We start from the raw sequence: 25,362 nt of genomic DNA, 5'->3' as shown, positions 1-25,362 counted from the left end.
CGGCCCGGCTCTCACGCGTCCGGCGCGTCGTAGCCGGTGTCCGGCCCCGAGGTGGCGTCCTCGGGGAGGTCCGGCAGGGTGTACGAGCTCAGCGGCTCGCCGTCCGGGTCCGGCCGGACGGCCCCCAGCAGCGGGTTGGAGGCCAGCGGCGAGACCTTCACCGTGGCTCCGGGCCTCGGCGCCTGGACGACCAGGCCGTCGCCGATGTACAGCGCGACATGAGTCGCCTTCGGGAAGTAGACCACCAGGTCGCCGGGGCGCAGTTTCCCCAGCGGCACCTTGGGCAGCCGGCGCCACTGCTCCTGCGACGTACGCGGGATGTTCCGGCCCGCGGCCGACCAGGCCTGTGAGGTGAGCCCGGAGCAGTCGAACGTCTCCGGCCCCTCCGCGCCCCACACGTAGGGCTTGCCGAGCTGCTCGACGGCGTAGCGGACGGCCTCCCCGCCCTCCTCGGACGGCGGGCGGACCGAGCTGAGCGCCCCCGAGGCGGTGAGCGCGTCCTGGGCCTCGCCGATCTTCTTCTCCTCCAGCGCCGACAGGGCCTCGAGCTGCTCGGCGGACAGGGAGGCCAGCATCGCCTCGATGGCCTTCAGCCGGGTCTGCACGGTGTCGTACTGCTTCTTCCGCTGTGCGGCGAGCTCCCGCTGCCGGTCCTGCGCCGCCCGGGACCTGGCGGCCAGCACCTCGGCGTGCCTCTCCGCCCCCGCCAGCCGGTCGACCACGGCCGACCGCCCGGCCTGGGCCCGTTCGATGACATGGCTCTGTTCCAGGGCCCGGGCCGGGTCCTCCGCCAGCAGCAGCCGCAGGTACATGGAGAAGTCGGTGCGGCCCTGGTACTGGTCACGTGCCAGCCGTCCGGCGTCCCGGCGCCCCGATACCAGGGCTGCCCGCGCCTCGGCCAGCGCGCCGCGCAGCCTGCCGGCCTCGGCCGCCCGCTTCTTCAGCTTCTCCTCGGTGCCGTTGTGGAGCTCGCCCGCCTCCTCGGCGTCCTGATAGAGCGTCTGCAACTGCTTCAGCAGCCCCGCCACGCTCTGCGGAGCCGGTCCTGCCGCCGGTGCGGGTTCCGGTCCGGACGGCTCGGCGACGGCGGGCGACGCGGCGACGGCCGCTGACAGCACCGCCGTGCAGAGGGCGCGTGCGACTCTGCCCGACACGAGATCACCTCCGGTGTCAGGGGTGACGCCGATTAATCGGACTACCCCACAAGTGCTCGGATTTCGTCCATCCGGTCACTCGGCCCCGGGTGATGCAAGGACCGCCCGGCGTGCCGCCCCCGGGCGTGCCCCGAACGGCGGACGCCCGGCGGGGCGGTCACTCCACAGGGAACGCGTAGAAGGCCCGTTCCCGCTGGACGACGGAGATCTTCCCGGCGGCCAGCACCCGGTAGGGAGCACTGACCGTGGCCCCCTTCGGGTCCTGGGCCCCGATGTCCTGGAACTTCCACAGCCGGCGCCCGTCCGCCGCGGCGAACGCGGTCACCTGCGAGGCGTCCGCGGCCAGCAGCGTCTTCCCGCCGCCACTCAGCGTGAGAGCGGGGGCGCCGCCGCCGAGCGGGACCTCGGTGGACCGTCGCCAGAGAACCTTTCCGGTGGCCCGCTCGACCGCCCCGACCTCCTGGTTGCGGTTCGTCGTGTGGAGCAGCGCCCCGGCGGCGACGGGTGTGCCGAAGACGGAGGAAGCGGTTCCGTTGAGCGTCCAGACCGGCTTCCCGCTGCCCGTCTCGAAGGCCCACAGGTCGTCGCCCACCGCTGCGTAGAGCCGCCCCTCCGGGTCACCGGCCGCCGCGGCGGCCGGTGCGACCGTGCCGAACGGGCGGTTCCACAGCTGCTTCCCCGTGGTGCGGTCGAAGCAGCGGAAGAACGCCTTGCCCTTGCCCGACGTGACATCGGCGGCCGTGAGCGTGCCCGCGTCCTGACGCACGACGACGTCCGCCTGCCTGACGGCGATCAGCCGGTAGGCAGGAGTGCCGGGTGCCCGGCCCGCGGGGACGGCGATGCGCCAGACCTCCTCGCGCCGGACGAGGTCGTACGCGAAGAAGTAGGCCTTGGCGACCTGGGTGTCCTTGCCGGGCTTCTCGCCCTTCTTCGGCTTCGGCGCCTTCACGGTGACGGTGTGCGAGCCGGTGAACCAGAGCACGGAACCGGACCGGCCGGTGAGCGGGCCCGCCTTCATGTCCGGTACGCCGTCGAACTGGTCCACGAAGCGCACCCGGTGCCGGACCTGGCCGTCCTTCGGCGAGAGCCAGAGGAATTCGGTCGGGGTCGCCAGGAAGCAGAGGCCGTCCCCGGCCGGCAGGACCGTCTGGGCTCCGGCGGCGTCGGCGCGCTCCCAGACCTTCCGGCCGGTCCGGAGGTCGACGGCGGTCGCCCCGGCCGTGTCCGTCAGCACCAGCAGCCTGTCCTGCCAGACGCCCGCGGTGAGCGGGGCCGGTGCGGTGGCCGGGTGGGTGTACATCCACCCCGGGTCCGGAGCGCGGCCGGGAACGGCGGGGCGCGGTTCCGCGGCCGGCTTCTCGTCGGTCGTGGCGGAAGCGGGGTCGTCGGATCCGAGGACGGACACGGCGGCCCCGCCCAGGACGATCCCGGCCGCTCCGGCGGCGACGGTGGTGAGCAGCGCCCGCCGGCCGGTGGCCCGCGGCGGCACGGATGCGGGCGGCGCGGTGGTGGGCAGGGCCGGAGGGAGAGGCGCGGGGGCGCCCGGCAGGGCGGCGGAGGCCGGACCGGCGTACGGGAACGGCTGTACGGGTGGGGGTGGCGGGAGGAGAGGGGGTACGGCGGCTGTCGTCCCCCGGGGGAGGGCGAGCTGGGTCGTCGCCCGGTCGGACCGGGGCGTGCGCGCGGCGGCACCCAGGAAACGGGTGGTCCGGCTGTCCTCCCCGATGTCACCGCTGCTGCCCCGGCCGGCGCCGCTGTCCGCGGGCACCGCGTCCGAGGGCTCCCTCTCCGGACCGTCCCCACCCGGCTGCGCGCCGTCGGCCGGTGCGGGCTCCGTGGGCACAGGGCCCTCCACCGGCCGTACCGGCGTCTCGCCCCCCACCGGGTCCGTCGGCGGCTCCAGGGCCCGCACCCTCGCGGCCTGGTCCGCCACGGCGGCCGTCAGCGGGGCGGGCAGCCAGCCGCCCCGGGCGAGGCCCGCGGCGCCCTCCAGCGCGAGTTCCGCGGCCACGGTCCCCGCCGTAGGCCGGGCGCCCGGGTCCTTCGCCAGGCAGCCCGAGATCAGCGCGCGCAACTCGGACGGTACGGAGCCGAGTTCGGGGGAGCCGTGTGCGATCCGCTCGGCCGCCTCCGCCACCGGCCCGTCGGCCAGCGGGGTCCTTCCCGTCGCCGCGTACGCCAGCAGCAGACCGAGGACGAACAGATCGGACGCCGGACCTGCTTCCTCACCCTCGACCTGCTCGGGCGTGAGGTAGCCCAGCCGTACGGACAACTGCCCGCCCTCGTGGGCCTCGGCGTGCGCCGCGGCCCCCAGCGGCCCGAAGGCGGTCAGCCGGGGGCCGTCCTCCGCCAGCAGCACCGTCCCCGGAGCCAGCCCCTGGAGCACGGCCCCGGTCGCGTGCACCCGGGAGAGCGTCTCGGCCAGGCCCGCGCCCAGTATCCGCACCGCACGCCCGGGAAGCGGACCCGCGAGGCCGATCGCCTCGGAGAGCGTCACCGCGGGCACGTAGGCCGTGGCCGTCCACAGGCCGTCGTCCTCGGAGGAGGCGACCGTCGGCAGCACCCAGCCGCCGGCCAGCCGCCCGGCGGTGCGCGCCTCGGACCGGAAGCGGCGCCGGAAGGCGGGCACGGAGGCCAGGGCGGGCCGGGCGGCCGTCACCACGGCGAGGTCGTCGCGGTCCGCACCCCGGGCGAGGAAGTGCACGGCACCGGCGTTCTCGCGGAAGCGCGCCAGCGCGGTGTACGGGCCGAAGCGGCGTGGATCGTCCTGACGCAGCGCCTCCATGGCGCACCCCCCTTGTGACCGTGCCCACGGCACCTGACCGCCGATCCTACGGGCGGGGGTGCCGCAGCGGCTCAGGACCCGCTGCGGGGTTTGCCCCAGGGCCACTTGGGGGTGAAGCGCTCGCGGCCGCCGGGGGCGAACTCGTAGACCCAGCCACGCTGCAGCCCCAGCCGCTTCGAATAGCCCGCGGGAGCGCGCCGGTAGGCGTGGACGGTGGGGGGACCGCCGTCGGCGTCCGGCACCGGGACCTCGTACCACTTGGGCGGATGACCGGTCGGGCCGAGCAGCACGGGCAGCACCCGGCCGTCCAGGGGGCCGCCGCGGAAGGGCGTGTTCTCGCTTTTCACCGGGCCAGTGTCACTCAGGCGGCAGCAGGTGTGCCGCGTGCCCCGCCACGGGGATGATGAGCGTCGCGAGCCGTCCGGCCGGGCCGTCGGCGGTCTCCTTGGCCAGCAGGTCCGCCACCACGGTCTCCGTCTCCTCGTCCGAGGCCGCGGTGACGGCGAGCAGGGCCATCAGGTGATCGACCAGCCAGCTCCGCAGACCGGCGGCCGGCGGCTGCTTCTCCTCGTCGAGCCAGATCAGGGACGCCGCCTCCACGGCGGCGATCCAGGTGCGCACCATCATCCGCAGGCGGGGCCCGGCGGGTTCCTGGCCGGGCCCGCCGCCGCGCCCCAGGTGGAGCAGGATCTGCTCCGCCGCCGACCGGCGCACCCCGTCCACGATCGTCGTCGTCCGCGAGGTCTCGGCCACGCTGCCTCCGCGCAGCAACGCGCTGAAGCCCGCGTCGTGCTGGTCGACGAAACCGAGGTAGCGGTCCAGGACCCGGCTGACCCGCTCGGTGGGCGGGCCGACGGCGGGTTCCGAGAAGCAGAGCGTCAGCTGCTCGGCGGCCGACCCGAGGGCCGCCTCGTACAACTGCTGCCTGCCGCCGGGGAAGTAGCGGTAGACCAGCGGACGGGAGACCCCGGCGGCGGCCGCCACCTCGTCGATCGACACGTCGTCCGGAGCCCGGTGGGCGAAGAGGGTGAGGGCCGCGCCCAGCAGCTGGGCGCGGCGCTCCTCGACACCCAGGCGTCGGTACGCGCGGGCCGGCGGTGCTGCGGGTGCGGAGGTCATACTCCGAAGCCTAAGCGCTCCCTCCGGAAGGAGGAGTGGCCTCAGGCCAGCAGGCCCGAACTCTTCCACAGCCTGCGCCCCACCCCGTTGAGCACACCGATGTCGTCGAAGAAGTCGGTGAGGCGCTTCGCCCCCGTCCGCATGACCTCCGCCCGGTGACCGCTGGCCCGCACCTGGGCGACGGCCTCGCGCCGGTCCAGCCCGACGTTCTCGTAGACCCGCGGGTTGACGAAGCAGACGGAGAAGACACGTGCGGCCTCACCGCAGTTGAGCCGGGTCAGCCTGCGCTCCCACTGCGGCGCGGTCACCATCTGCCGGCGCAGTTCCTCGCGGGCGTAGCGCACGTGCCGTGCCTCCTCGACGACATGGATGCGGGTCACTCCGCGCACCAGCGACTGGACGCGCTCGTCGGGGAAGGTGAGCCGCTGCATCCAGTCCAGGATCTCCTCGCCGAGCAGGGTCGCGGCGAACGAACCGGGGGTGGTGGAGACGGTCTTCAGCACTCGCGCCAGGTTGTGGTAGCGCCGGGGGACCGGGTAACTGGGCGCCCCGCCCCACTCGATCATGCGCGCGAACATCATGGAGTGCCGGCACTCGTCGGCTATCTCGGTGAGGGCGTAGCGGACGTGCTTGCTGGTCACGGACTTGTCGTAGATGTGCCGGACGAGCAGCTGCATCAGGATGATCTCGAACCAGATGCCGAGCGAGGCCAGCGACGCCGCCTCGTGCCGCGCCAGGTCCATCCGCTGCTCCTCGGACATCTTCCGCCACAGCGGGGTGTCGTAGAGCGAGACCAGCTCGGGCGGCCAGAACCACTTGCCGTCCTCGACTGCCGCGTCCCAGTCGAGTTCGGTGTCCGGATCGAAGGAGTGCTTGGCCGAGGCCTCGAGCAGGCGGGCCGCGACCTGTTCGCGGTCCTTGAGCGGGCCGAGCGCATCGCGCAGCGCCTGGATGTCCTCGTCGGTCACTGTCGTCATGGCTGAAGGCACCTCGCACATGGGTTACCGGCGGTCAGGTTTCCGGTCGGAGATTATGAGACTGCCTGTCAGCAAGGCAGTCAATCCCTTGTGCGCGACTTGTTGACCGCGCGTCTACCAACGGGTGAAACTGCCAACGGACGTCAGCACCACGGAATGCACGATCCTCGCCCGGCGAAGGAGCTGTCCGTGTCGACACACGACCTCTACATCACCGCACCACCGACCCCGACATGGCAGGTACCCGCCACGGGGGCGGCCCGGTTCAGCTGGGACTACGACGACGGCCGCGAGCGTCTCCTCGCCCTCTACCAGAAGGGCAAGGACAAGCAGTGGGACGGCAACAAGCGCATCGACTGGAGCCTGGAGGTCGACCCCGCCGACCCCCTGGGCACGCCCGACGAGGCACTCACGCTCCACGGCACCCCGTACTGGGCCAAGATGACCGAGCGGGACCGCGGCGAACTGCGCAAGCACTACACCTCCTGGCAGTTCAGCCAGTTCCTGCACGGTGAGCAGGGCGCCATGGTCTGCGCCGCCCGGATCGTGGAGTCGGTCCCCGACCTGGACGCGAAGTTCTACTCCGCCACCCAGACGATGGACGAGGCACGGCACGCGGAGATCTACGGCCGCTTCCTGCACGAGAAGGTCGGGATGCTCTACCCGATCAACGACAACCTCCAGGGGCTGCTCGGCGACACCCTGCGCGACTCCCGCTGGGACATGCCCTACCTCGGTATGCAGGTCCTCATCGAGGGGCTGGCACTGGCCGCGTTCGGCATGATCCGAGACACCACGACCAAGCCGCTGCCCAAGCAGATCCTCGCCTACGTCATGCAGGACGAGGCACGGCACGTGGCTTTCGGCCGCATGGCGCTGCGTGACTACTACAAGCAGCTGAGCGACGCCGAACGCCGCGAGCGCGAGGAGTTCGTCATCGAGGGCTGCTACCTGATGCGCGACCGGCTCAGCGGCGTCGAGGTACTGGAGAACTTCGGCATCGGCAAGCAGGAGGCCAAGGACCTCTCCGAGCACTCGGAGTACCTCCAGCTCTTCCGCAAACTGCTGTTCAGCCGCATCGTCCCCTGCGTCAAGGACATCGGCCTCTGGGGCGAACGGCTCCAGAAGGCCTACGTCGACATGGGCGTGTTCGAACTGGGCGACTCGAACCTGGACCTGCTGATGGCCCAGGACGAGGAGATCGCCGAGCAGTTGGACCGGGACCGCTTCGCGGCGGAGGAACGGGCGCGGGTCGAGGAGGTCGCGGAGGCCATAGCGCAGGGCGGCACAGGCGACTGAGCCCCGGCCCCCAAACAGATGTACGCCGCCGGACCTCCGGAGGGAGGATGGGAACCATGAATGCGACCTCCGTACCAGGGGACACGGCCGCGGCACACCGCAGCCTCGAAGCGCTCGCGCTCGGGGACGCCTTCGGGGAGCGCTGGTTCCCGCTGTTCCGGCCGCCCCGGCAGGCGTACGCCGAGGTCAGGGCGCGCCGGACCCCGCACGAGCCGGTCTGGCACTGGACCGACGACACCGCGATGGCCCTGGCCCTCCAGAGGGTCCTGGACGAGTACGGACAGGTGGAGCAGGACCGGCTCGCCCTGTACTACGCCCTGGCCTTCGACGCGGACCAGGCCCGTGGCTACGGGCACGGGATGCACATGCTCCTGCCGCAGCTCCTGACCGCTCCGGGCGACTGGCGCACCCTGGCGCCCGGGCTCTTCGAGGGCGGCAGCCTCGGCAACGGGGCGGCGATGCGGGTCGCGCCGCTCGGGGCCCGCTTCCACGCGGACCTCGGCCTGGTCGTCGAACAGGCCGCGCTCTCGGCGGTCGTCACCCACGCCCATCCGCAGGGCGTCGCCGGCGCGGTCGCGGTCGCCGTCGCCGCGGCGCTCTCGGTACGCCGTGAGCTCACCCTGGAGGCGGTGGCGGCGCACACGCCCGGGGGCCCGGTGCGGGAGGGCGTGCTGCGTGCCGCGGAACTGCCCTTAGCCACGGAACCGTGGAAGGCCGCCGACCTCCTGGGCAACGGGAGCCGCATCAGGGCGGACGACACGGTGCCGTTCGCCCTGTGGACCGCCGCCCGGCACCGGGAGGACCTGGAGGCGGCGCTCTGGGCGACGGCGGAGGGCTTCGGGGACGTGGACACGACCTGCGCCATCACCGGGGGAGTCGTCGGGGCGGCCACGGGGGTCGGCGGTGTTCCCGCCGAGTGGCGCGCACGGCGTGAACCACTGGGCTGACGGCGCCGTCAGCCGTCAGCCGTCAGCCGTCAGCCCAGGCCGCCCCGTCAGCCGTCCGCCCAGGCCGGCGCGGGGCCGAGGACGCGCTCCAGCGCGCGGGCGAAACCGAGCAGTTCCGCGTCCGTCCCCCGGCCGGTGACCAGTTGGAGTCCCGCCGGACAGCCCTCCGGGGTGAAACCTGCGGGCAGGCTCGCCGCCGGATGGCCGCTGAGGTTGAACGCCCAGGTGAGCGCGGTGGAGTAGACGTCCCCGGGGCCCTCGTGACCGTGCGGCGGGGTGGGCGCGACCGGGGTGAGCAGCAGGGGCGTACGGGCGAAGAGGGTGTCGAGCGTCCGGTCGTTGGCGGAGCGGATCCGTTCGGCGGACGGCGCCGGGTGTCCCGCGCGCACCGCGGTCCAGGCCTCCGCCGGGTCGAGCAGATCGCAGGACCCCGCCACGAGGCGCACCGCTCCGGCGGCCACGAGACGGCCGACCGCCCGCCGGGTCACGTCCGCGACCTCCGGGGTGACCGCGGCGAATCCGAGGTCGGGGCTGTACACGGCCGGGACGGGGAGCCTCGCCGCCCGCGGGACGTACCCGTCGGTCACATGGCGCAGGTAGACCTCGGCCAGGTCCACCGAGCGGGCGAGGACACCGGGGGACGCCAGGCCCGTACGGTCGGGGGAGGGAAGTAGACCCGTGGTCGTCTTCAGGCCGAACACCCCGCACCAGGCGGCCGGGATCCGTACCGACCCCGCCCCGTCGTTGCCGGTCGCCAGGTGCACCAGGCCCGCGGCGACCGCCACCGCCGACCCCGCCGACGATCCGCCCGGGGTCCGGTCGCGGCGCCAGGGGTTGACCGTACGGCCGTGCGCCCCCTGCCCCCACGTCTGCCAGGGCGTGCCGGGGCCGGGGACGGAGGTCGCCCCGACCGCGACACCACCCGCGGCGGCCAGACGGCGTGCGGCGTACGAACGGACGCCCGCACGGCCCTTCACGGCGAACGGCAGCCCTGCGAGCGGGAGACGGGAAGCGGCCTCCGCGCGGGCCCGGGCCTCCTCGTGCCACACCTCCGTGAACGCGTGGAGCTCCGGGTCGAGCCGGTCGATCCGGGCGAGGGACGCTTCGAGGGCGGCTGTCATGACGGCCAGTCTCGGCCCTCGTGCGCTGCCGCCGCCGGCCGGTCTCAGCGGTCGAGCGCCGCCTCCATCACCGCGCGGGCGATCGGGGCCGCGTTGCCGCCCCCGCTGACGTCGTCCCGGTCGGCGGACGCGTCCTCCACGACCACCGCGACGGCGACCGCGGGCCGGCCGGAGTCCGGCGCCTGCGCCCAGGCGATGAACCAGGCGTACGGCGTACCGGAGTTGTCGACCCCGTGCTGGGCGGTGCCCGTCTTCCCGCCGACCGTCACCCCGTCGATCGCCGCGTTCGCGCCGGTGCCGTCCTCCACCACGTCGACCATCATCCGCCGGAGCTGCTGGGCCGTCGTCGGCTCCATGGCCTGGTGGTACGAGTCCGAGCCCTGCTGCCTGACCGTGTCGCCGTCGTCGGTGGTCACCCGGTCCACCAAGTGGGGGCGCCGGAGGTCGCCGCCGTTCGCGACCGCCGAGGCGACCATCGCCATCTGGAGCGGGGTGGCGGCCGTGTCGAACTGGCCGATCGAGGACTGGGCCAGCTGGTCGTCGCTCATGTCCGAGTCGAAATTGCTGCGGGCCACCCGGGAGGGGATCTTCAGGTAGTTGTCGTTGAAGCCGAACCTGCCCACCGCCTCCAGCATCCCGTCCAGCCCCACCTCGACCCCGAGATGGGCCATCACCGTGTTGCAGGAGACCCGGATCGCCTCCGCCAGGGACGCCTTCCGGCAGCCCCGCGCCTCGTCCGGCAGCACGGTGGAGGTGCCCGGGAGGACGTACGGGGACGGGGTGTCCGTCTCCGCGTCCGGGTCGGTGACCACGCGGGCGTCCAGCGCCGCCGCGGCCGTCACGATCTTGAACGCCGAGCCGGGCGGATAGGTCTGCCGGATGGCCCGGTTGAGCATCGGCCGGCTCTGCGCGCGGTTCAGCCGCGTCCACGCGTCGGTGACGGCGGAGCCGGTGCCGGAGAGCACCTCGGGGTCGTACGACGGGGAGGAGACCAGGGCCAGGATCCGGCCGGTGGACGGGTCCAGGGCGGCGACCGCGCCGCGCCGGCCGTCCAGGCCCCCGTACGCCGCGCGCTGCACCGGGTCCTCGATGGTGGTGACCACGTTCCCGCCGGGCTGCCGGCTGCGGGTGACGTCCCCCCACAGCGGGATCGGGGCCAGGAGCGGGTCGGTGCCGGACAGGACGCGGTCCTCGGCGTTCTCCAGCAGCGAGGTGCCGTACGTCTGGGAGGCGTAGCCCGTGACCGGCGCGTACAGCGGACCGTGGCGGTAGGTGCGCTCGTACGCGAGCTGCTGGCCGGTGTCCTTCGACCCGGTGACGGATGCGTCGCCGACCAGGATGTCGCCGCGCGGCTGGTCGTAACGGTCGATGGTGGTACGGCGGTTGGCGGAGTTGGCGTCGAGCTCGTCGGCCTCGAAGACCTGGACACGGGCCGCGTTCGCCAGGAGGGCCAGGAGCAGCAGCAGACAGAAACCGGCGGCGTGCCGGATGTACGGGATCACTTCTCCTCCCCGGCCGGTCCCGTGCCGGCCGCGGTGTCGGGGTCGGGTGTGCGGGACACGTCGCTGACCCGGATCAGCAGCGCCACGATGATCCAGTTCGTGACCACGGACGAGCCTCCCTGGGCCAGGAAGGGCATCGCCATTCCCGTCAGCGGGATCAGTCCCATCACCCCGCCCGCGATCACGAAGACCTGGAGCGCCAGGATCGAGGCGAGGCCGATGGACAGCAGCCGTCCGAAGGGGTCCCGCAGGGCCAGGCCCGCCCGGAAGCCGCGCGCCACCAGCAGGGCGTACAGCATGAAGATCGCGGTGAGCCCGGCCAGTCCGAGTTCCTCGCCCGCGGTGGCCAGGATGAAGTCCGACTTCGCGGCGAAGCCGATGAGGATGGAGTGGCCGAGCCCGAGGCCGGTGCCGAACATCCCGCCCGCGGCGAAGGCGAAGAGGGACTGGGCGAGCTGGCTGGGTCCCTGACCGGCGTCGATCGTGGCGTACGGGTCCAGCCAGTCCTCCACCCTGCTGTGCACATGGGGTTCGAACGAGCCGACGACGAAGGCGCCGGCGGCGGCCAGGAGCAGCCCGACGGCGATCCACCCGGTCCTCCCGGTGGCCACGTAGAGCAGGATCACGAAGAGGCCGAAGAAGAGCAGCGAGGTGCCCAGGTCCCGTTCGAGGACGAGGACGCCGACGCTGAGCAGCCAGATCGCCACGATGGGGCCCAGGACCCGGCCGGTGGGGAACTGCAGCTTCCAGACCCTGCGGCCGGTGTACGCGAGCGCGTTGCGGTTCGCGGCCAGGTACGCGGCGAAGAAGACCGCCAGCAGGATCTTGGCGAACTCGCCCGGCTGGAAGGAGAGTCCGCCGATCCGGATCCAGATCTTGGCCCCGTTCACGGCGGGGAAGAAGATCGGCACGATCAGCAGCACCAGCGCCGCGGCGACCGAGAGGTAGGCGTAGCGCTGGAGCACCCGGTGGTCGCGGAGCAGGACGACGACGGCGATGAAGAAGGCCACCCCGAGCGTGGACCAGATCAGCTGTGTCGTCGCGGCCCGGTCGCTCGGGGTCTCCAGGTCGAGCCGGTAGATCAGCACCAGACCCAGTCCGTTGAGCAGGACGGCGATGGGCAGCATCAGCGGATCGGCGAACGGGGCGCGGAAGCGCACCGCGAGATGGGCGAGCAGGGCGAGGACACCGAGACCGGCGCCGTACCCGGCGACGTCGGGGGGTACGGCGTCGTTCCGGGCGAGGCCGACGGCGGCGTAGCCGTAGACGGAGATGAGCACGGCCCCGATCAGGAGCGAGAGCTCGACCCCGCGCCGCTTCGGCAGGCGTAGCTCGGGCGGGCGTGCGTCCGCCGTCGTTGCGGTCATGCCCCGCAACGTAGCAAGGAGACGGTGTTATTTCCCTTATGTCAGCTTCGTGGCACTTCTCGGCAGGCGCTCCCGGGGTGGCTCAGCTCTGGTACGGGTTCTGGCCGCCGGGAGGCGCGTAGCCGGGCTGCTGCTGCGCGGCGCCGTACGGATTGCCGTCCTGGCCGCCCTGGGCCTGTGCCAGCAGGCTGTCGGCCTCCTCCTTGGGTATCTGCCGCTCCCCGCCGCAGAAGGTGCACTGCGTCGCGTACTTCGTGGAGAACGGGAACAGCGGTACGAAGAACAGCGTGAACTTGGTGACCCGCTTGCGCAGGGTGTGCGCCGCGGGGTTGCCGCACCAGCCGCACACCATCGTCAGGACCGCCAGCTGGTACAGATAGCCTCGCGTGCCGAAGATGATCATGATGTGGTTCCTTTCCCCGTGTGTCCCAGAAGTGCTCGCCGGCAGAGCGCCAGAAGCTTCTCGTCCTCATGGGTGTCGTGACTGCCGTATCCGCCGTCCATCGCCTTGTGCCGGCGTACGGACAGGAGCTCGGCGCGCAGCACCCGTGTCGCGTCCGAGCCTGCACCGTCGGGGCCCATCCGCGCCAGACATTCCGCCACCCGGACCCTGACATGGCAGTTCTTCTCCCAGGCCGACAGGAGCACGGGCACCACCTCCGCGGTCCGCCCCGAGATCTCCCACAGGGCGATCGCCGACTCGACCCGGAGCCACAGCTCCTCGTGGGCCAGCAGGGCCCGCAGCCGCGGAGCCGCCACCCCGGCGCGCGGCCCCAGCGCGCCCAGCGCGGTCACGGCGGCCCGGCAGTCGCGCGCCTGCTCGGCCCTCAGCCCTTCGGTGAGCACGGGCAGCACCGCCTCGGCGTCCCCGGTGACCGCCCAGAGGGCCTCCGCCGCCTCCGTCGCCACCGCGCCCGTGCCACGGGCCAGCCGCCGGAGCTCCGGAACCGCGCAACGGGCGGCCGGCCCGAACGAGCCCAGTGCCCTCAGCGCCGCCGTACGCAGCCACTCGCCCCGGTACTCGGGCGCCCCCCGCAGCACCCGCAGCACCTCGGGGGCGGCCTCGCCCGCGCGCAGCGCCGTCAGCCCGGCGAGCAGCGGGCTCGCCCGGTCGTACGCGCCCTCGTCCAGCCCGACCTCGCCCAGCCTGCGCCGCAACACCCCGGCGAGCGGGGCGGCCGCATCGCCCAGGCACCGGATCGCGAAGCCCACGTCGTGGGGCACCTCCGGCCGTTCCAGTGCCGCCGCGACCGCGGGCAGCACCCGGGCGTCCCCCAGCCCGGCCAGTGCCTTCACCGACGGCCCGAGACCCGGAGGCCCGCTCGCCCACTCCTTGACCCAGGCCCCCGGATCCCCCGCCACCCGCGCGGCAAGGGCGTCGCCCGCCGGTGCGGCCAGGCCGAACAGATCCTCCAGCGCGTACGAGGCGGCCTCGGCCAGCCGCGGCTCCGGGTCCGAGAGCTGCGCGCCGATCAGCCGCACCAGGTCGTCGTACGACCCGCGCCAGGCCCGCATCAGCCCACTGCTCATCCGTACGGCGTCCACGCGCTGCCACGGGTCGGGGCTGCGCAGTTGGTCCGACAGCAGCGCCGTACGGTCCGCCACCCGGTCGTCCAGACCGACGTGCAGGGTGCGCAGCAGGTCGGTGGCCCACGGTGTGCCGCGCCCGGCGGACTCCTCGGCGGACAACTCGCGCAGCTGCCCCACCAGCGTCGGGGCCGTGCCCCGCTCCGTCGCGGTCTCGTCACCGCCGGACGGGTCCACGGCGGGCTCGGGACGGGCGGGCCCCGCGCGCAGTTCCCGCAGCAGACCGGAGACCACCCGCACGACATCGCCGGGCAGCGCCTCGGGGGCGCACCTGGCGAGCTGCGCGAGGGCGGCCAGCCGCAGTCCGGGCGGATACGCCTCCGCCGCGAGCCGGCTCAGCCAGTCGGCCGCCCGTTCCGCCAGCCGCCGGTGGCGCAGGGCTATCCGGCCGGCGGCCTCGACGAGCGCCAGCCGCACCTCGTCGTCCGCCTCCACCGGCAGCCTCTCCCGCAGCAGGGCGAGCACCCTGCCCGGCCGGGCGTGCAGCGTGGCCAGCGCCAGCGGGGCGGCGAGCCGTACCCCGGGATCCTCGTCGGCGACGAGCTCGAAGAACACCGGCGAGCCCGCCGCCACGGCGGCGGACGCCATCGCGTAGTTCGCGACGCCCTCGATCTCGTCCTCGTCCAGCTCGTCGACCTCCTCGTCCTCGTCCAGGTCGATGCCGCCGATGCTGGTGAGCAGCTCCACGATGCCGCCCCGGTCCCGCACGCCGGGGTCGGCAACCAGCTCGAAGAGGAACGGGATACAGGCGAGGGTGCACGCGTACACGTTGCCCTGGTGGTGGACGGCGCCGTACATCCCGTCGAGCGCGGTCTCCCGCTCCGCCGGATCGGCGGAGGCGAGCCCGTACAGGAGCCCCGGCACGTCGTCGGCCGTGCCGTAGGCATGCTTCATCGAGGCCCAGTCGACCTCTTCGATCCCCGTGAACACGCCACAACCTCCCCGTGACTTCCCTGCCTGCGACGTCCTTCTGCGCCCCGGCAGGGCGGATGCCCGCGACGCAGCGTCTGCGCAGAGTGTGCACCACGGCCGGGACGTTCCACCCTCCCCTTGCGGCCTTTCCTCGTCGCTTCCGCCGGGGTTGTGAACGTGCTGTGCAAACCCTGTTCCGCCGCCCGGGCTCAGCACCCGGGGAGCGCCCCGGCCTGCCCCGGATCGTTCAACGGACCGAGGAGGTCCCCGTGCCGCTCCAGCCGGGCGGCCATGTCACCGGCGAGGAAGACCAGATCGTCCGGCGCCCCGCACGCCTCGATCTCCTCCCAGGTGACGGGCGCGGACACGGTCGGACTGCTCCTCGCCCGCAGTGTGTACGGCGCGGCGGTGGTCTTGGCCGCGGCGTTCTGGCTGAAATCCACGAACACCTTCCCCGGGCGCAGCGCGCGCGTCATCCGGTACACGGCCAGCTCGGGCAGCGCGCCCTGCGCCTGGACCGCCAGCGTCCTCGCGTACGCCGTCACCTCCTCGGAGGGGGTCGGCTCCAGGGGGACGAGCAGATGGAGGCCCTTGGAACCGGACGTCTTCCCGTACGAGGACAGTCCGTCCTCGGCCAGCCGCTCCCGCAGCCACAGGGCGACCGCGCAGCACTCCACGACGCCCGCGGGCGGGCCGGGGTCCAGGTCGAACACCATCCGGTCGGCCACGGCGGGGGAGTCCTGCCGCCACTGGTGGGTGTGGAACTCCACCACCAGGTTCGCCGCCCACATCAGCGACGGCAGGTCCTGGGCGAGCACCTGCCGGGCGTCGGGGTCGTCGCTGCGGGGAACCGGGGCGGTCCGCACCCAGTCGGGCGTACCGGGCGGCGGGTTCTTGGTGAAGAAGCGCAGCCCCTCCGGACCGTCCGGATACCGCAGGAAGGACAGCGGGCGGTCCCGCAGGTGCGGCAGCATCGCACCCGCCGCCGTGGCCGCGTAGTAGTGCAACACCTCACCCTTGGTCGTGCCGGTGGCCGGGTACAGCACCTTGTCGAGATTGCTGAGCGCGAGGCGCCGCCCCTCCACCTCCGTGATCGGCGTCATACGATAAGAATCACACGAAATCGTACGTATGAGGTCATGGCGGGCGTAAGGGGTGAACGGTGAGGTCCATCTGGAACGGCTCGATCTCGTTCGGTCTGGTCAGCATCCCGGTCAAGCTCATGAACGCCACCGAGAACCACTCGATCTCGTTCCGGCAGATCCACCTCTCCGACGGTGGCCGGATCCGCTACCACAAGGTCTGTGAACTGGACGAGGAGGAGGTGCCGGCCTCCGAGACCGTCAAGGCGTACGAGGACGCCGACGGCACCGTCATCCCCGTGACCGACGAGGACCTGGCCTCCCTGCCGCTGCCCACCGCCAAGACGATCGAGATCGAGGGATTCGTGCCGGCCTCGGCCGTCGACCCCCTCCAGCTGGACTCGGCGTACTACCTCTCGGCCAACGGTGTCCCGGCCGCCAAACCGTACGCCCTGCTGCGGGAGGCCCTCAGGCGCAGCGGCAAGGTCGCCGTCGCGAAGTACGCGCTGCGCGGGCGGGAACGCCTCGGCATGCTGCGGGTGGTCGACGACGTCATCGCGATGCACGGGCTGCTGTGGCCGGACGAGATCCGCGCCCCGGAAGGCGTCGCCCCCGACTCCGGCGTCAAGGTCCGCGACGCGGAACTGGACCTTGCCGACGCGCTGATGAACACTCTCGGCGACGCCGATCTCGAGACGCTCCACGACGACTACCGCGAGGCTGTCGAGGAACTCGTCGCGGCGAAGGCGGCCGGGGAACCCGTCGCGGAGGAGACCGCCGAGGAGCCCGAGGGCAAGGTGATCGACCTGATGGCGGCGCTGGAGAACAGCGTCCGGGCGGCGCAGGAGTCACACGGGGAGGGCGCCGAGGTCGCGGACGTCCACCACATCGGCTCGGGCAGGAGCGGCGGCGCGAAGAAGCCGTCGGCGGAGAAGCCGGCCTCGAAGCGCACCCCGGCGAAGAAGGCGGCACCGAAGAAGGCAGCCGCGAAGAGGACATCCGCGGAGACATCCACGGAGACATCCGCGGAGAGAACGGCGGCGAAGGAGCCGGCCGGGAAGAAGACGCCGAAGAAGCAGACCGCGAAGAAGGCCACGGCGAAGAAGGCGGCGACGAAGGCCACGGCGACGAAGGCCACGGCGACGAAGGCCACGGCGACGAAGACCGCACGGAAACGCACCTCCGCCTGACGCGTGACCGCGCCGGGCGGAGGGAGCTCAGCGAGCTCAGCGGGGTGCGGAGGCCGGCTTCAGCAGGTCCGGCAGGGTGGGAAGGTCCAGGCCGTACGGGTCCCTCTCGATGACGTAGGTGCAACTGGTGTACGAGTAGCCGGGTTTGACGCTGGACCCGGAGGCGTAGCTGTCCACGGCGGAGGACGCTCCCGTGCCGTGCTTGTACAGGAAGTGGTACTCGCCCGCAGGAAGCCGCAAGCGCGCCTTCGGGTAGGACGTGCCGCTCGCCCTGCAGGCGCCCGCCGCCCCCGTGGCCTCGCCGCTGAACCGCACGCAGCTTCCGCACGCCTTCAGCTTCACCGTGCCGGTGACCGGACCGGTGTAGAGCACCTCCACGTCGTTGGGGGCGCCGTTGCTGATGACGAGCTCCATGCGGACACCCCCCGGCTTCCCGCTCCCGGGCAGCCGCTCGCCGGCCGAGGGCCGGACCTCCGCTATCTCGGCCGCGGTGGCGATGTCCAGGGCATGCCGCCTGCGCCCGTCCTTCCTGTAGGCGTCCGCGAAGTCCGTCAGGGTCTGCCGGGCGTCCGCGAAGTGCTTGTCCTCGAACTCGTCCACGCCGCAGGCGTACACGCCGTCCTGCACGGCCGCGGCGGCCTGCCGGCCGAGGGAAGGCACCGAGGACACGGGGAGCTCGCCCACCAGGGTGCTCGTCCGGCGCAACTGGTCGGTCACCGCGCAGGGCTCCGCGCCCTTCAGGCCGGCCACCTGACGCTCTATCGTCGCGCTGACGGCCGGGCCGACCTGATCCGCCTGCGTGGTCCCCGGGAACGTACGCAGCAGGGTGCCCAGCTCCTCACCACCCGAATCCGTGCCCGCACCGTCCAGCCGGGAGACACCGCAGCCGTACAGCGACTCCGCGAGCGGTGTGTCGGGCCAGCCAGCGAGATCGCCGAGCAGCTTCCGGTCCACCGCGTCGGGCAGGGTGCGCAGATAGGTCAGCGGCCCGACCGCCTCGCAGTGCTTCTTCGCGCGGTACGGCGAGGCGACGGCGGCGTAGAAGGACCTCAGCCTTACGGGGACGAGGGCCGCGGCGCGCGAACCGGCGTGGTCCTCGGCCAGTCCCCGGTACAGGCTGAGCGCGTGCCGGTAGTCGGGTGCGGAGAGGAGGAACGAGCTCTTCGCCGCCTGCGCCACCAGATCGTCGCCCTCCTCCAGCCGGCCGAGCAGCTGCTGTTCCACGGCCTCGTCGCGTGCGGAGCCGTAGGCCGCGGTACCCGCGACCGGCACGCCCAGCAGGAGCAGCCCGAGCACCACGGCCAGGGCGGGCCGGGACCACGGGCGGAACTCCGTACGCAGGGCGATGCGGGCCGCGTCGGCGCCGGCGAGGACCAGCAGCAGGAGGTAGGCGGCGACGAGGGCGGCGGGCACCCCGTCCGGGTCGGCGGGCAGCGCGACGAGCAGCAGGACGGCCGTCGCCCCCCAGCTCACCGCGGCCCTTCCCCAGCGGCGCACCAGGACGTGGCCGAGCCCCAGGCCGGAGAGGCCGAGCAGTCCGGCGGCGACGGCCCGCAGCACACCGCCCGGTGGTGGACCGGCCGTGGGTGGCGTCGGGGGCCGGGCGGGAGGAGGGGGCGGCTGCGCGGGCCCCCAGGCGTGCTCCGGTACGGATTCCCACCCGGTCCCGGGTCTGGGCTCCGGTGCTTCCGACTGATCGCGTGGTTCCATCACGGCCCCCCAGTGCCGAACCCTGCCAGGTCCCCGGGAAGCTGCCCGGTTTCGTGCGCGTTCACGCCTCCTTGCGGACGTTGGTCGCGTTTTGGTGCGTGATGCAACGATCTCGTGGTCGATGCCGCTCGTACAGGTGACGAAAAGACCGTTTCCACGGTCGGGGCCGCTGCGAGGGCGATGATGGACACCTGTCCGGCTCCCGGCCTTCCCCTGGTCCGAACGAGGCACCGGAGCAGTCCGGGGCATACAGGGCCCGGGCTGCTCCGGAACGCCGTGCCGCCGACTCCGCGCGCCCGCTCTGCGCCCTGTCCGGCGGGACGGCCCGCCGTGCAGGCTGAGGGAGCAAAGGATGCCGGTGGGGTGAACAGAGGGGGCACGATGCAGGATCTCAAGGTCACGTCATGGCAGCTCTTCGGGCACGACCGGCTCTATGTGAACCTGCCGGACGGCACCGCGATCGGCTGGGCGGACCGGGGCAGCGGCACGATCACGGTCCTGCACCCGCGCTACCGGGACGCGGTGACCGACGCACTCGCGCGCCAGGTCCCGGATCTTCCGGCCCTGGTCGGTGAGGGCGCGCCGGCCGTGCCCCCCGGCCCGCCCACGCCGCCGCCGGTTCCGCGCATCCCGCCGATGAGAGGCCTGCGGAGGCGCGGTGCCGCGCAGGATCCGGCGCCCGCGCCTGGCACCGCCGAGCATCCGGCGCCCGCGCCCGCGCCTGCCACCGCCGAGCAGCCGGAGCCGGAACCGGTGGCCGCGCGTCAGCCCGTCCCCGAGCCGGTGGCCGCTCCGAGGACGCCGCCCGAGCCGGACCCCGTCGCCGGTCCGGAGGCGTCGCCCGAGCCGGACCCCGTGGCCGTACCAGCCGAGGAGCGTCGGCGGCCGGCGGTCCTGCCCGCGCTGACCCCCGCGAACGACCTCGCCCGGCGGAGGCCCGGGACCGGGCTCCGGGAGCAGCTCGGCGAGACCGGGACCGTGGCGTTCGTACGGGTCGCCACCGGAGCGCTGCGGCGGCACAAGGACGCCGATCCGCGGCGCGGCGCCCTCGCGGGGGAGCGGCGGGTCGGCGCGGAGCTCAAGCGCCTGACCCGGCACGGCTGGAGGGTGCTGCACTCTGTGCCCCTGCCGGACGGCACGGAGATCGGGCATCTGCTCATCGGGCCCGGCGGGGTGTTCGCCGTGAGCACCGAACACCGCCCCGGCGCGTCGGTACGCATCGAGGAGGGCACCCTGCGGATCGACGAAGGCACCCCCCAGCCGTACGAGCTCGACGGCCTGCCCGGCGCCCGGCGGGCCCGGGAGGCGCTGGAGGCGTACTGCGCCTACGACGTACCCGTGCGGACCGTGCTGGTGTTCACCGGGGTCACGGCGCTGGAGGTGGTCGCCGCCCCGGCCGGTGTGAGCGTCTACCGGGAGCGCCAGGTGTCCGCCCTGGCCCCGCTCACGGGCGTGCTCACCGCCACCCAGGTGGAGCGGGTCTACGACGTCGCCCGCAACGCGGAGGCCTGGCTGGACGCGTGAGCCCCGGACACGGCCGGTAGATTTCCCGGTGCTGCCGCAGTGCCGCGGCAGCACCGTCGCCGTGCCGCCGAAGGGCAGGACACCATGAAACTCCGCTGTGCCGTGCTCGACGACTACCAGTCCGTGGCGGGCACCGCCGCCGACTGGTCGCCCGTCGCCGCCGACATCGACGTGGTCGGTTTCGCCGAGCACTGCGCCACCGAGGACGAACTGGTCGCGCGCCTCGCGGAGTTCGACATCGTCGTCACGCTGAGGGAGCGCGTGCCGTTTCCCGCGACGCTGATCGAACGGCTGCCGCGGCTCCGCCTGATCGTCGCGTCCGGCATGCGCAACACATCCATCGACTACGCCGCGGCCGAACGGCACGGGGTCACCGTCTGCGGTACCGCCAGCACCGCCACCCCGCCCGTCGAGCTCACCTGGGCCCTGCTGCTCGGACTGGCGCGCGGGATCGTCACCGAGGCGAACGCCCTCCGCGACGGCGGACCTTGGCAGTCCACCGTCGGCGCCGACCTGCACGGCCGGAGGCTCGGGATCCTGGGGCTGGGGAAGATCGGCGGCAGGGTCGCCGCGGTCGGCCGCGCCTTCGGCATGGACGTGGTGGCCTGGAGCCGCAACCTGACCCCGGAGCGGGCGGAGGAGGCCGGGGCAGGCTTCATGGCGTCCAAGGAGGAGCTGCTGGAGACGAGCGACTTCGTCTCCGTCCACCTGGTGCTGAGCGACCGCACCCGCGGGCTGCTCGGTGCGAAGGAGCTCGGGCTGATGCGGCCCGGCAGCTATCTCGTCAACACCTCGCGGGCGGCGATCGTCGACCAGGACGCGCTGCTCGACGTCCTGCACCGAGGGGCCATCGCGGGCGCGGGCGTCGACGTGTTCGACGTCGAACCCCTCCCGGCGGACCATCCGATGCGCAGCGCACCGCGCCTCCTGGCCACACCTCACCTGGGTTACGTGTCCCGGGCCAACTACGCGGCGTACTACGGGGACGCGGTCGAGGACATCCGCGCCTACCTCGACGGGAAGCCCGTCCGCATGCTGGGCTGAGGCGGCGTCGTCGCGGGTGCCGGGTTCCCCGGCGGCCGCGCTCCCGCCGAAGTAATCTGTGCACGGGGGTACTTCGGCCCTCCGGACAGGGAGGACGCCCCGTGGGCCTGCTCGACGACGAGACGGCCGCAGGCATGGTCGGGATACCTGCCGGCACCGTCGATCTCCGGGACGACCGCCGGGGAGCGCAGTGGCAGGAGGCCGTCCGGCCCTTCCTGCTCGCCCGCCTCCCCGTCACCCTCGGTCAGTACTGGGCGCTCACGGGTACGGACCCCGATCCCGCCGTGTCCCATGCCCTGCCCGTGACGAACGTCAGCTGGCTCGACGCCGTCGACCTGTGCAACCGCTTCTCGGCACGCGTCGGCCTGGCCCCGGTCTACTCCCGTGACGCACGGAGCGGCGAGGTGGCCCGCGACCCGGCCGCCGACGGTTACCGCCTGCCCACGGAGGCGGAGTGGCAGTACGCCTGCAAGGCGGGCACCACCGGCTACCGCTACGGCGAACTCGACGCCATCGCCTGGTACGAGGGCAACTCGGGCGGCCGGGCCCATGACGTCGGCGGCAGGTCTCCGAACGCCTGGGGTCTGTACGACATGCTGGGCAACGTCTGGGAGTGGTGCTGGGACCTCTACGACGTCGAGGTCTACGGCGCCTACCGCACCTTCCGCGGCGGCGGCTGGGCCGAGGCGGAGCGCGGCTGCGGCGCCACGGTGCGCCGCCGCAGCCACCCCACGTTCGCGATCGACGACCTCGGCTTCCGGATGGCCCGGAACACGAGCTGAGCGGTGCGGCACGCCGCGCTGTCGCGTGCGGCCCAGCGGGGGCGGCGGGAGGCATCATGTCCGGGTGGCTGAGATCTGGACGATCGGGCACTGGACGTGGCCGGAGGAGACGTTCACCGGCTTTTTGGACGCCCAGCGCGTCGACGTACTGGCGGACGTCCGGGCGCACCCCGGCTCACGCCGCAGCCCCCAGTTCTCCGGTGACGCCATGCGTGGGTGGCTGGAGCGGGCCGACATCGGCTATGTGTACCTGGACGAGCTCGGCGGCCGGAGGCGCAAGCAGGACGTGGACCCCACCGTCAACGCGGGCTGGCGCAACCCGAGCTTCAAGAACTACGCGGACCACACCCTGTTTCCGGCCTACGAGCACGGCATCACCCGCCTGACCTCCCTCGCGGAGCGCGCCCGCGTCGCCGTCATGTGCGGAGAGCCGATGCCGTGGCGCTGTCACCGGCTGCTGATCGCGAACACCCTCGCCGCCCGCGGCTGGACGGTCCGGCACATCATGGGCGCCGAGGGGACGCGCGTGCACGAGCTGGGTGCCTGGGGGGCGGAACCACACGTCGACGAGCAGGGCAGGGTGACGTATCCGGCGCCCTGAGGGCTGTCCCGGCGGAAAACCGTTCGGGTGACCGAGGGGGCGTGAGGTACGTTCCTGATCATTCGAAGGGGGCGAAGTGGCGAAGCTCAACCAGATCATCGCCGTGGAGAAGGGTGTCAAGAGCAAGTCGCTCCAGGACATCACCGCGGCCCACCACAAGGTGCAGAAGCCGGCACTGCTGGCCGGCATCTCGCGTACGTACCAGCCGAAGGACGAGGAGGGCGAGCAGCTTCCGCCCGAGTCCACGCGGGTGCAGATCAAGGCCGAGGAGGCCCTGCGCGAGATGTCCGCGTCGCTGACCCGGCTGTTCGACGTGACCGCGACGAAGGACTGGGCCAACTGCTCGGCCCGCGCGGACGTCGTCGTCGACGGCCGTACGGTCGTCGGCGAAGTACCGGTCAGCTACCTGCTCTTCCTCGAGAAGCAGCTCACCGACCTGCACACCTTCGTGAAGAAGCTTCCGGTCCTGGACGCCTCCGAGTCCTGGTCGCTCGACCCGTCGACGGACTGGTGGAAGACGGACCCGGTCCGCACCATCCGGACGAAGAAGGTCCCGCGCAACCACGTCAAGGCCGAGGCGACCGACAAGCACCCGGCGCAGGTCGACGTGTACTACGAGGACGTTCCCATCGGGTACTGGACGACCGTGAAGTTCTCCGGAGCGCTTCCGGCGCGCCGGGTGAACGAGCTGCTGGACCGGGTCGAGAAGCTCCAGCACGCGGTGAAGTTCGCCCGCGAGGAGGCCAACGGCGCCGAGGTCACCGACCGGCGGGTCGGCGACGCGGTGTTCGGCTACCTGTTCGGCTGACGCCGGACGCGAGGCGGCACCCCCGAGAACGCCCCCGCGCCGATGGCGTGGGGGCTGCGCAACCCCGCACGAGGCGGAATGAGGTCCGCCCCGTGTGACGAGCGCAAGCTGAAACTGACGTTCAGCCTGAAGACGCGGTAACGGTGGAGGTTCGAGTCCTCCCCCCGGCACCACACGCCGGGGTGGCCCAACATGGCAGAGGCAGCCGCGATCAATCTCAGACTCTCGCTCCAGCTTCAGTATCGCCGCCGACTGCCAGATCGACCGAGTACGGACGAACACCGTTGAATGCTGGTTCGAATCCGGCCTGCGCCTCTGCCACGGCGCGGTAGTTCAAAGGCAGAACGCGACGGTATGACGACTGATCCGCACTCTTAAACGGCGCTGGCACGCGCAATTGGGTGGCAACCCCAGGGGCCCGGGAGCTGGATACGACTCCCGGGCTCCGCCACGTCCGGGCCGGGACCGGGAGAGAGGCCTGAGTGCCCGGGGGTGAGCCGGAAGGCTCTCCCCTAAACTCGGCAAGTCCGTTGGGCGCACGCGTATCAGGACGGTGTGCACCGGTCACGGGGGAGGCGCGGCACGTGGAGCCATTGCGGGACGACGACCCGAAGATGATCGGTGGGTACGCCTTGGTGTGCCGGATCGGTTCCGGCGGCATGGGGCAGGTCTATCTCGGCGAGTCCGCAGCCGGCCATCAGGCGGCCGTGAAGGTCATCAAGGCCTCTGTGCTCGATGAGGACACCCGGGCCCGGTTCCGGTCCGAAGTGGACAGCATGCGCACGGTGTACGGGCCCTTCGTCGCCGGTTTCGTGGCCGCCGACGCGGCGGCGGAACCGCCCTGGCTCGCCGTGGAATACGTCCCCGGCCCGGATCTGCGTACGTTCGTCGCCGAGCACGGCCCTCTCCCTCTCGCCCAGGCCGCCAGCCTCGGAGCACTTCTGTCGGAGGGCCTCGGCACGGTCCACGAGGCGGGGCTGCTCCACCGTGACCTGAAGCCGCAGAACATCCTGCTGTCCGATTACGGACCCAAAGTGATCGACTTCGGGCTCGCCGTGCTCGCCGAGCGTCGCACCATGCTCACGGCGTCCGGCTTCGTCGTCGGCAGCGTGTTGTGCATGCCGCCGGAGCAGGCCCGGGGCGAGCACCAGCTGGAGCGGTCGGCTGATGTATACGCGCTGGGCGCGGTACTGCTGTTCGCCGCGACCGGGCACTACCCCTACGAAGGGCCGAACTGGCAAGCCGTGGCGCTGAGGATCGAGGATCCGGCGACGTCACCCGACCTGACCGGCCTGCCTCCGGAGCTGGAGGGCTTGGTGACGGACATGCTGTCCCTGGACCCCATGGCCCGGCCCACGCTGTCGGAGGTCATCGCGAGACTCGTGCAGCTCATCCACGGTCTCGGCCTGACCGCTCTCCAGGCCAAGCGCCTGCTGACCGACCTGACCCCCGAGATCGTCGTGCCGCAGCTGCCCCCACCCGCTGTCGCACCCGGCGACGCCGACGCGGCCTACACACCCACGGTGATCGACCCGGCAGCGGTTGAGGAGGATGACGGAACGGGTGAGCCGGTACCGGCCGGGGCCGATGGGACCGGGAGCGCCGAGGAGCCTGCGGACGCTGTCTCCGCCACCCGGTCCGGGCCGGTGCCCGCGCCTTGTGACACCCGGCCCCGAGGCCGCCGGTCCACCACTGTCCGGGCCGCCGTGCCCCTGCAGATCGCCGAGCGGATCAGAGCCTCCTACGCCCGGGAAGCACGCTTCTGAGCTACGGCCCACTCCCCCCGGTGATCGGGCGGGGCCCCCTGGTCCGCCATGACAGACTTGACGCCGCAGGAAGCGCGGGGTGCAC

The 25,362-nt window shown here is 72.7% G+C and carries 21 protein-coding genes; 9 read left to right on the top strand and 12 right to left on the bottom strand.

The window, feature by feature from the left end; genetic code table 11:
- Window positions 1–11: 11 nt before the first annotated feature.
- From LWJ43_RS10235 to LWJ43_RS10215, 5 genes are all read right to left on the bottom strand, one after another.
- Window positions 12–1,154: a C40 family peptidase gene (locus tag LWJ43_RS10235; protein WP_277331975.1), complete on the bottom strand. Its 1,143-nt coding sequence runs from the start codon at window positions 1,152–1,154 to the stop codon at window positions 12–14.
- 157 nt (window positions 1,155–1,311) lie between these two features.
- Window positions 1,312–3,939 (bottom strand): outer membrane protein assembly factor BamB family protein, encoded by a 2,628-nt coding sequence (locus LWJ43_RS10230; protein ID WP_277331974.1) that lies wholly within the window; start codon window positions 3,937–3,939, stop codon window positions 1,312–1,314.
- Window positions 3,940–4,010: 71 nt separating this feature from the next.
- Window positions 4,011–4,286 carry a hypothetical protein gene (locus tag LWJ43_RS10225; protein ID WP_277331973.1) on the bottom strand — a complete coding sequence of 92 codons (276 nt, stop codon included), beginning with the start codon at window positions 4,284–4,286 and terminating at the stop codon, window positions 4,011–4,013.
- Window positions 4,287–4,296: 10 nt separating this feature from the next.
- Window positions 4,297–5,058, bottom strand: a complete 762-nt coding sequence (locus LWJ43_RS10220) for a TetR/AcrR family transcriptional regulator (RefSeq protein WP_277331972.1) — start codon at window positions 5,056–5,058, stop codon at window positions 4,297–4,299.
- Between the two features lie 41 nt (window positions 5,059–5,099).
- The gene (locus LWJ43_RS10215; RefSeq protein ID WP_277331971.1) at window positions 5,100–6,035 is read right to left on the bottom strand and encodes an AurF N-oxygenase family protein; all 936 of its coding nucleotides are present in this window, start codon (window positions 6,033–6,035) and stop codon (window positions 5,100–5,102) included.
- A gap of 189 nt (window positions 6,036–6,224) precedes the next feature.
- On the opposite strand from LWJ43_RS10215, the gene LWJ43_RS10210 reads away from it, so the two are divergent.
- Together LWJ43_RS10210 and LWJ43_RS10205 are read left to right on the top strand one after the other, a co-directional pair.
- Entirely contained in the window at window positions 6,225–7,334 is a 1,110-nt protein-coding gene (locus LWJ43_RS10210; protein ID WP_277331970.1) for a ferritin-like domain-containing protein, read from the top strand.
- A 47-nt stretch (window positions 7,335–7,381) separates the two neighbouring features.
- Entirely contained in the window at window positions 7,382–8,281 is a 900-nt protein-coding gene (locus tag LWJ43_RS10205) for an ADP-ribosylglycohydrolase family protein (protein ID WP_277331969.1), read from the top strand.
- Window positions 8,282–8,328: 47 nt separating this feature from the next.
- Here LWJ43_RS10205 and LWJ43_RS10200 read toward each other — a convergent pair whose 3' ends face one another.
- The 6 genes from LWJ43_RS10200 to ligD form a co-directional block, all read right to left on the bottom strand.
- Window positions 8,329–9,402 carry an amidase family protein gene (locus tag LWJ43_RS10200; protein WP_277331968.1) on the bottom strand — a complete coding sequence of 358 codons (1,074 nt, stop codon included), beginning with the start codon at window positions 9,400–9,402 and terminating at the stop codon, window positions 8,329–8,331.
- Between the two features lie 44 nt (window positions 9,403–9,446).
- On the bottom strand, window positions 9,447–10,904 hold the full coding sequence (locus LWJ43_RS10195) for a peptidoglycan D,D-transpeptidase FtsI family protein (protein ID WP_277331967.1): 1,458 nt from the start codon (window positions 10,902–10,904) through the stop codon (window positions 9,447–9,449).
- Complete coding sequence (locus LWJ43_RS10190; protein ID WP_277331966.1) at window positions 10,901–12,271, bottom strand: FtsW/RodA/SpoVE family cell cycle protein; 1,371 nt, start codon at window positions 12,269–12,271, stop codon at window positions 10,901–10,903. Before LWJ43_RS10190 ends, LWJ43_RS10195 begins: the two co-directional genes overlap by 4 nt.
- An 82-nt stretch (window positions 12,272–12,353) precedes the next feature.
- Window positions 12,354–12,674 (bottom strand): zinc ribbon domain-containing protein, encoded by a 321-nt coding sequence (locus LWJ43_RS10185; protein ID WP_277331965.1) that lies wholly within the window; start codon window positions 12,672–12,674, stop codon window positions 12,354–12,356.
- Entirely contained in the window at window positions 12,671–14,788 is a 2,118-nt protein-coding gene (locus LWJ43_RS10180) for a HEAT repeat domain-containing protein (protein ID WP_277331964.1), read from the bottom strand. Before LWJ43_RS10180 ends, LWJ43_RS10185 begins: the two co-directional genes overlap by 4 nt.
- A 191-nt stretch (window positions 14,789–14,979) precedes the next feature.
- Window positions 14,980–15,873, bottom strand: coding sequence for a non-homologous end-joining DNA ligase (gene ligD / locus LWJ43_RS10175; RefSeq protein WP_277331963.1), 894 nt, complete (start codon window positions 15,871–15,873; stop codon window positions 14,980–14,982).
- A 59-nt stretch (window positions 15,874–15,932) separates the two neighbouring features.
- Here ligD and ku point away from each other — a divergent pair, with 59 nt between their 5' ends.
- On the top strand, window positions 15,933–17,042 hold the full coding sequence (gene ku / locus LWJ43_RS10170; protein ID WP_277331962.1) for a non-homologous end joining protein Ku: 1,110 nt from the start codon (window positions 15,933–15,935) through the stop codon (window positions 17,040–17,042).
- Between the two features lie 36 nt (window positions 17,043–17,078).
- Here ku and LWJ43_RS10165 read toward each other — a convergent pair whose 3' ends face one another.
- Window positions 17,079–18,752, bottom strand: a complete 1,674-nt coding sequence (locus tag LWJ43_RS10165) for a hypothetical protein (protein WP_277331961.1) — start codon at window positions 18,750–18,752, stop codon at window positions 17,079–17,081.
- Between the two features lie 381 nt (window positions 18,753–19,133).
- Here LWJ43_RS10165 and LWJ43_RS10160 point away from each other — a divergent pair, with 381 nt between their 5' ends.
- The 6 genes from LWJ43_RS10160 to LWJ43_RS10135 all read left to right on the top strand — a co-directional run bounded on the left by LWJ43_RS10160 (window position 19,134) and on the right by LWJ43_RS10135 (window position 25,277).
- A complete protein-coding gene (locus LWJ43_RS10160) occupies window positions 19,134–20,276 on the top strand; it encodes a nuclease-related domain-containing protein (protein WP_277331960.1) in 1,143 nt (380 codons plus the stop codon).
- Between the two features lie 84 nt (window positions 20,277–20,360).
- Window positions 20,361–21,320 carry a D-2-hydroxyacid dehydrogenase family protein gene (locus LWJ43_RS10155; RefSeq protein ID WP_277331959.1) on the top strand — a complete coding sequence of 320 codons (960 nt, stop codon included), beginning with the start codon at window positions 20,361–20,363 and terminating at the stop codon, window positions 21,318–21,320.
- A gap of 101 nt (window positions 21,321–21,421) precedes the next feature.
- Window positions 21,422–22,102 carry a formylglycine-generating enzyme family protein gene (locus LWJ43_RS10150; protein ID WP_277331958.1) on the top strand — a complete coding sequence of 227 codons (681 nt, stop codon included), beginning with the start codon at window positions 21,422–21,424 and terminating at the stop codon, window positions 22,100–22,102.
- Window positions 22,103–22,166: 64 nt separating this feature from the next.
- Window positions 22,167–22,703: a DUF488 domain-containing protein gene (locus tag LWJ43_RS10145; RefSeq protein WP_277331957.1), complete on the top strand. Its 537-nt coding sequence runs from the start codon at window positions 22,167–22,169 to the stop codon at window positions 22,701–22,703.
- Window positions 22,704–22,779: 76 nt separating this feature from the next.
- The gene (locus LWJ43_RS10140) at window positions 22,780–23,511 is read left to right on the top strand and encodes a DUF7873 family protein (protein WP_031091466.1); all 732 of its coding nucleotides are present in this window, start codon (window positions 22,780–22,782) and stop codon (window positions 23,509–23,511) included.
- A 584-nt stretch (window positions 23,512–24,095) separates the two neighbouring features.
- Entirely contained in the window at window positions 24,096–25,277 is a 1,182-nt protein-coding gene (locus LWJ43_RS10135) for a serine/threonine-protein kinase (protein WP_277331956.1), read from the top strand.
- Window positions 25,278–25,362 lie beyond the last annotated feature (85 nt).

The sequence above is a fragment of the Streptomyces sp. JH34 genome (assembly GCF_029428875.1).
GTDB lineage: Bacteria > Actinomycetota > Actinomycetes > Streptomycetales > Streptomycetaceae > Streptomyces.
Note: the sequence above shows the minus strand (reverse complement) of the source record. Positions and strands in the feature narration are given on the sequence as shown.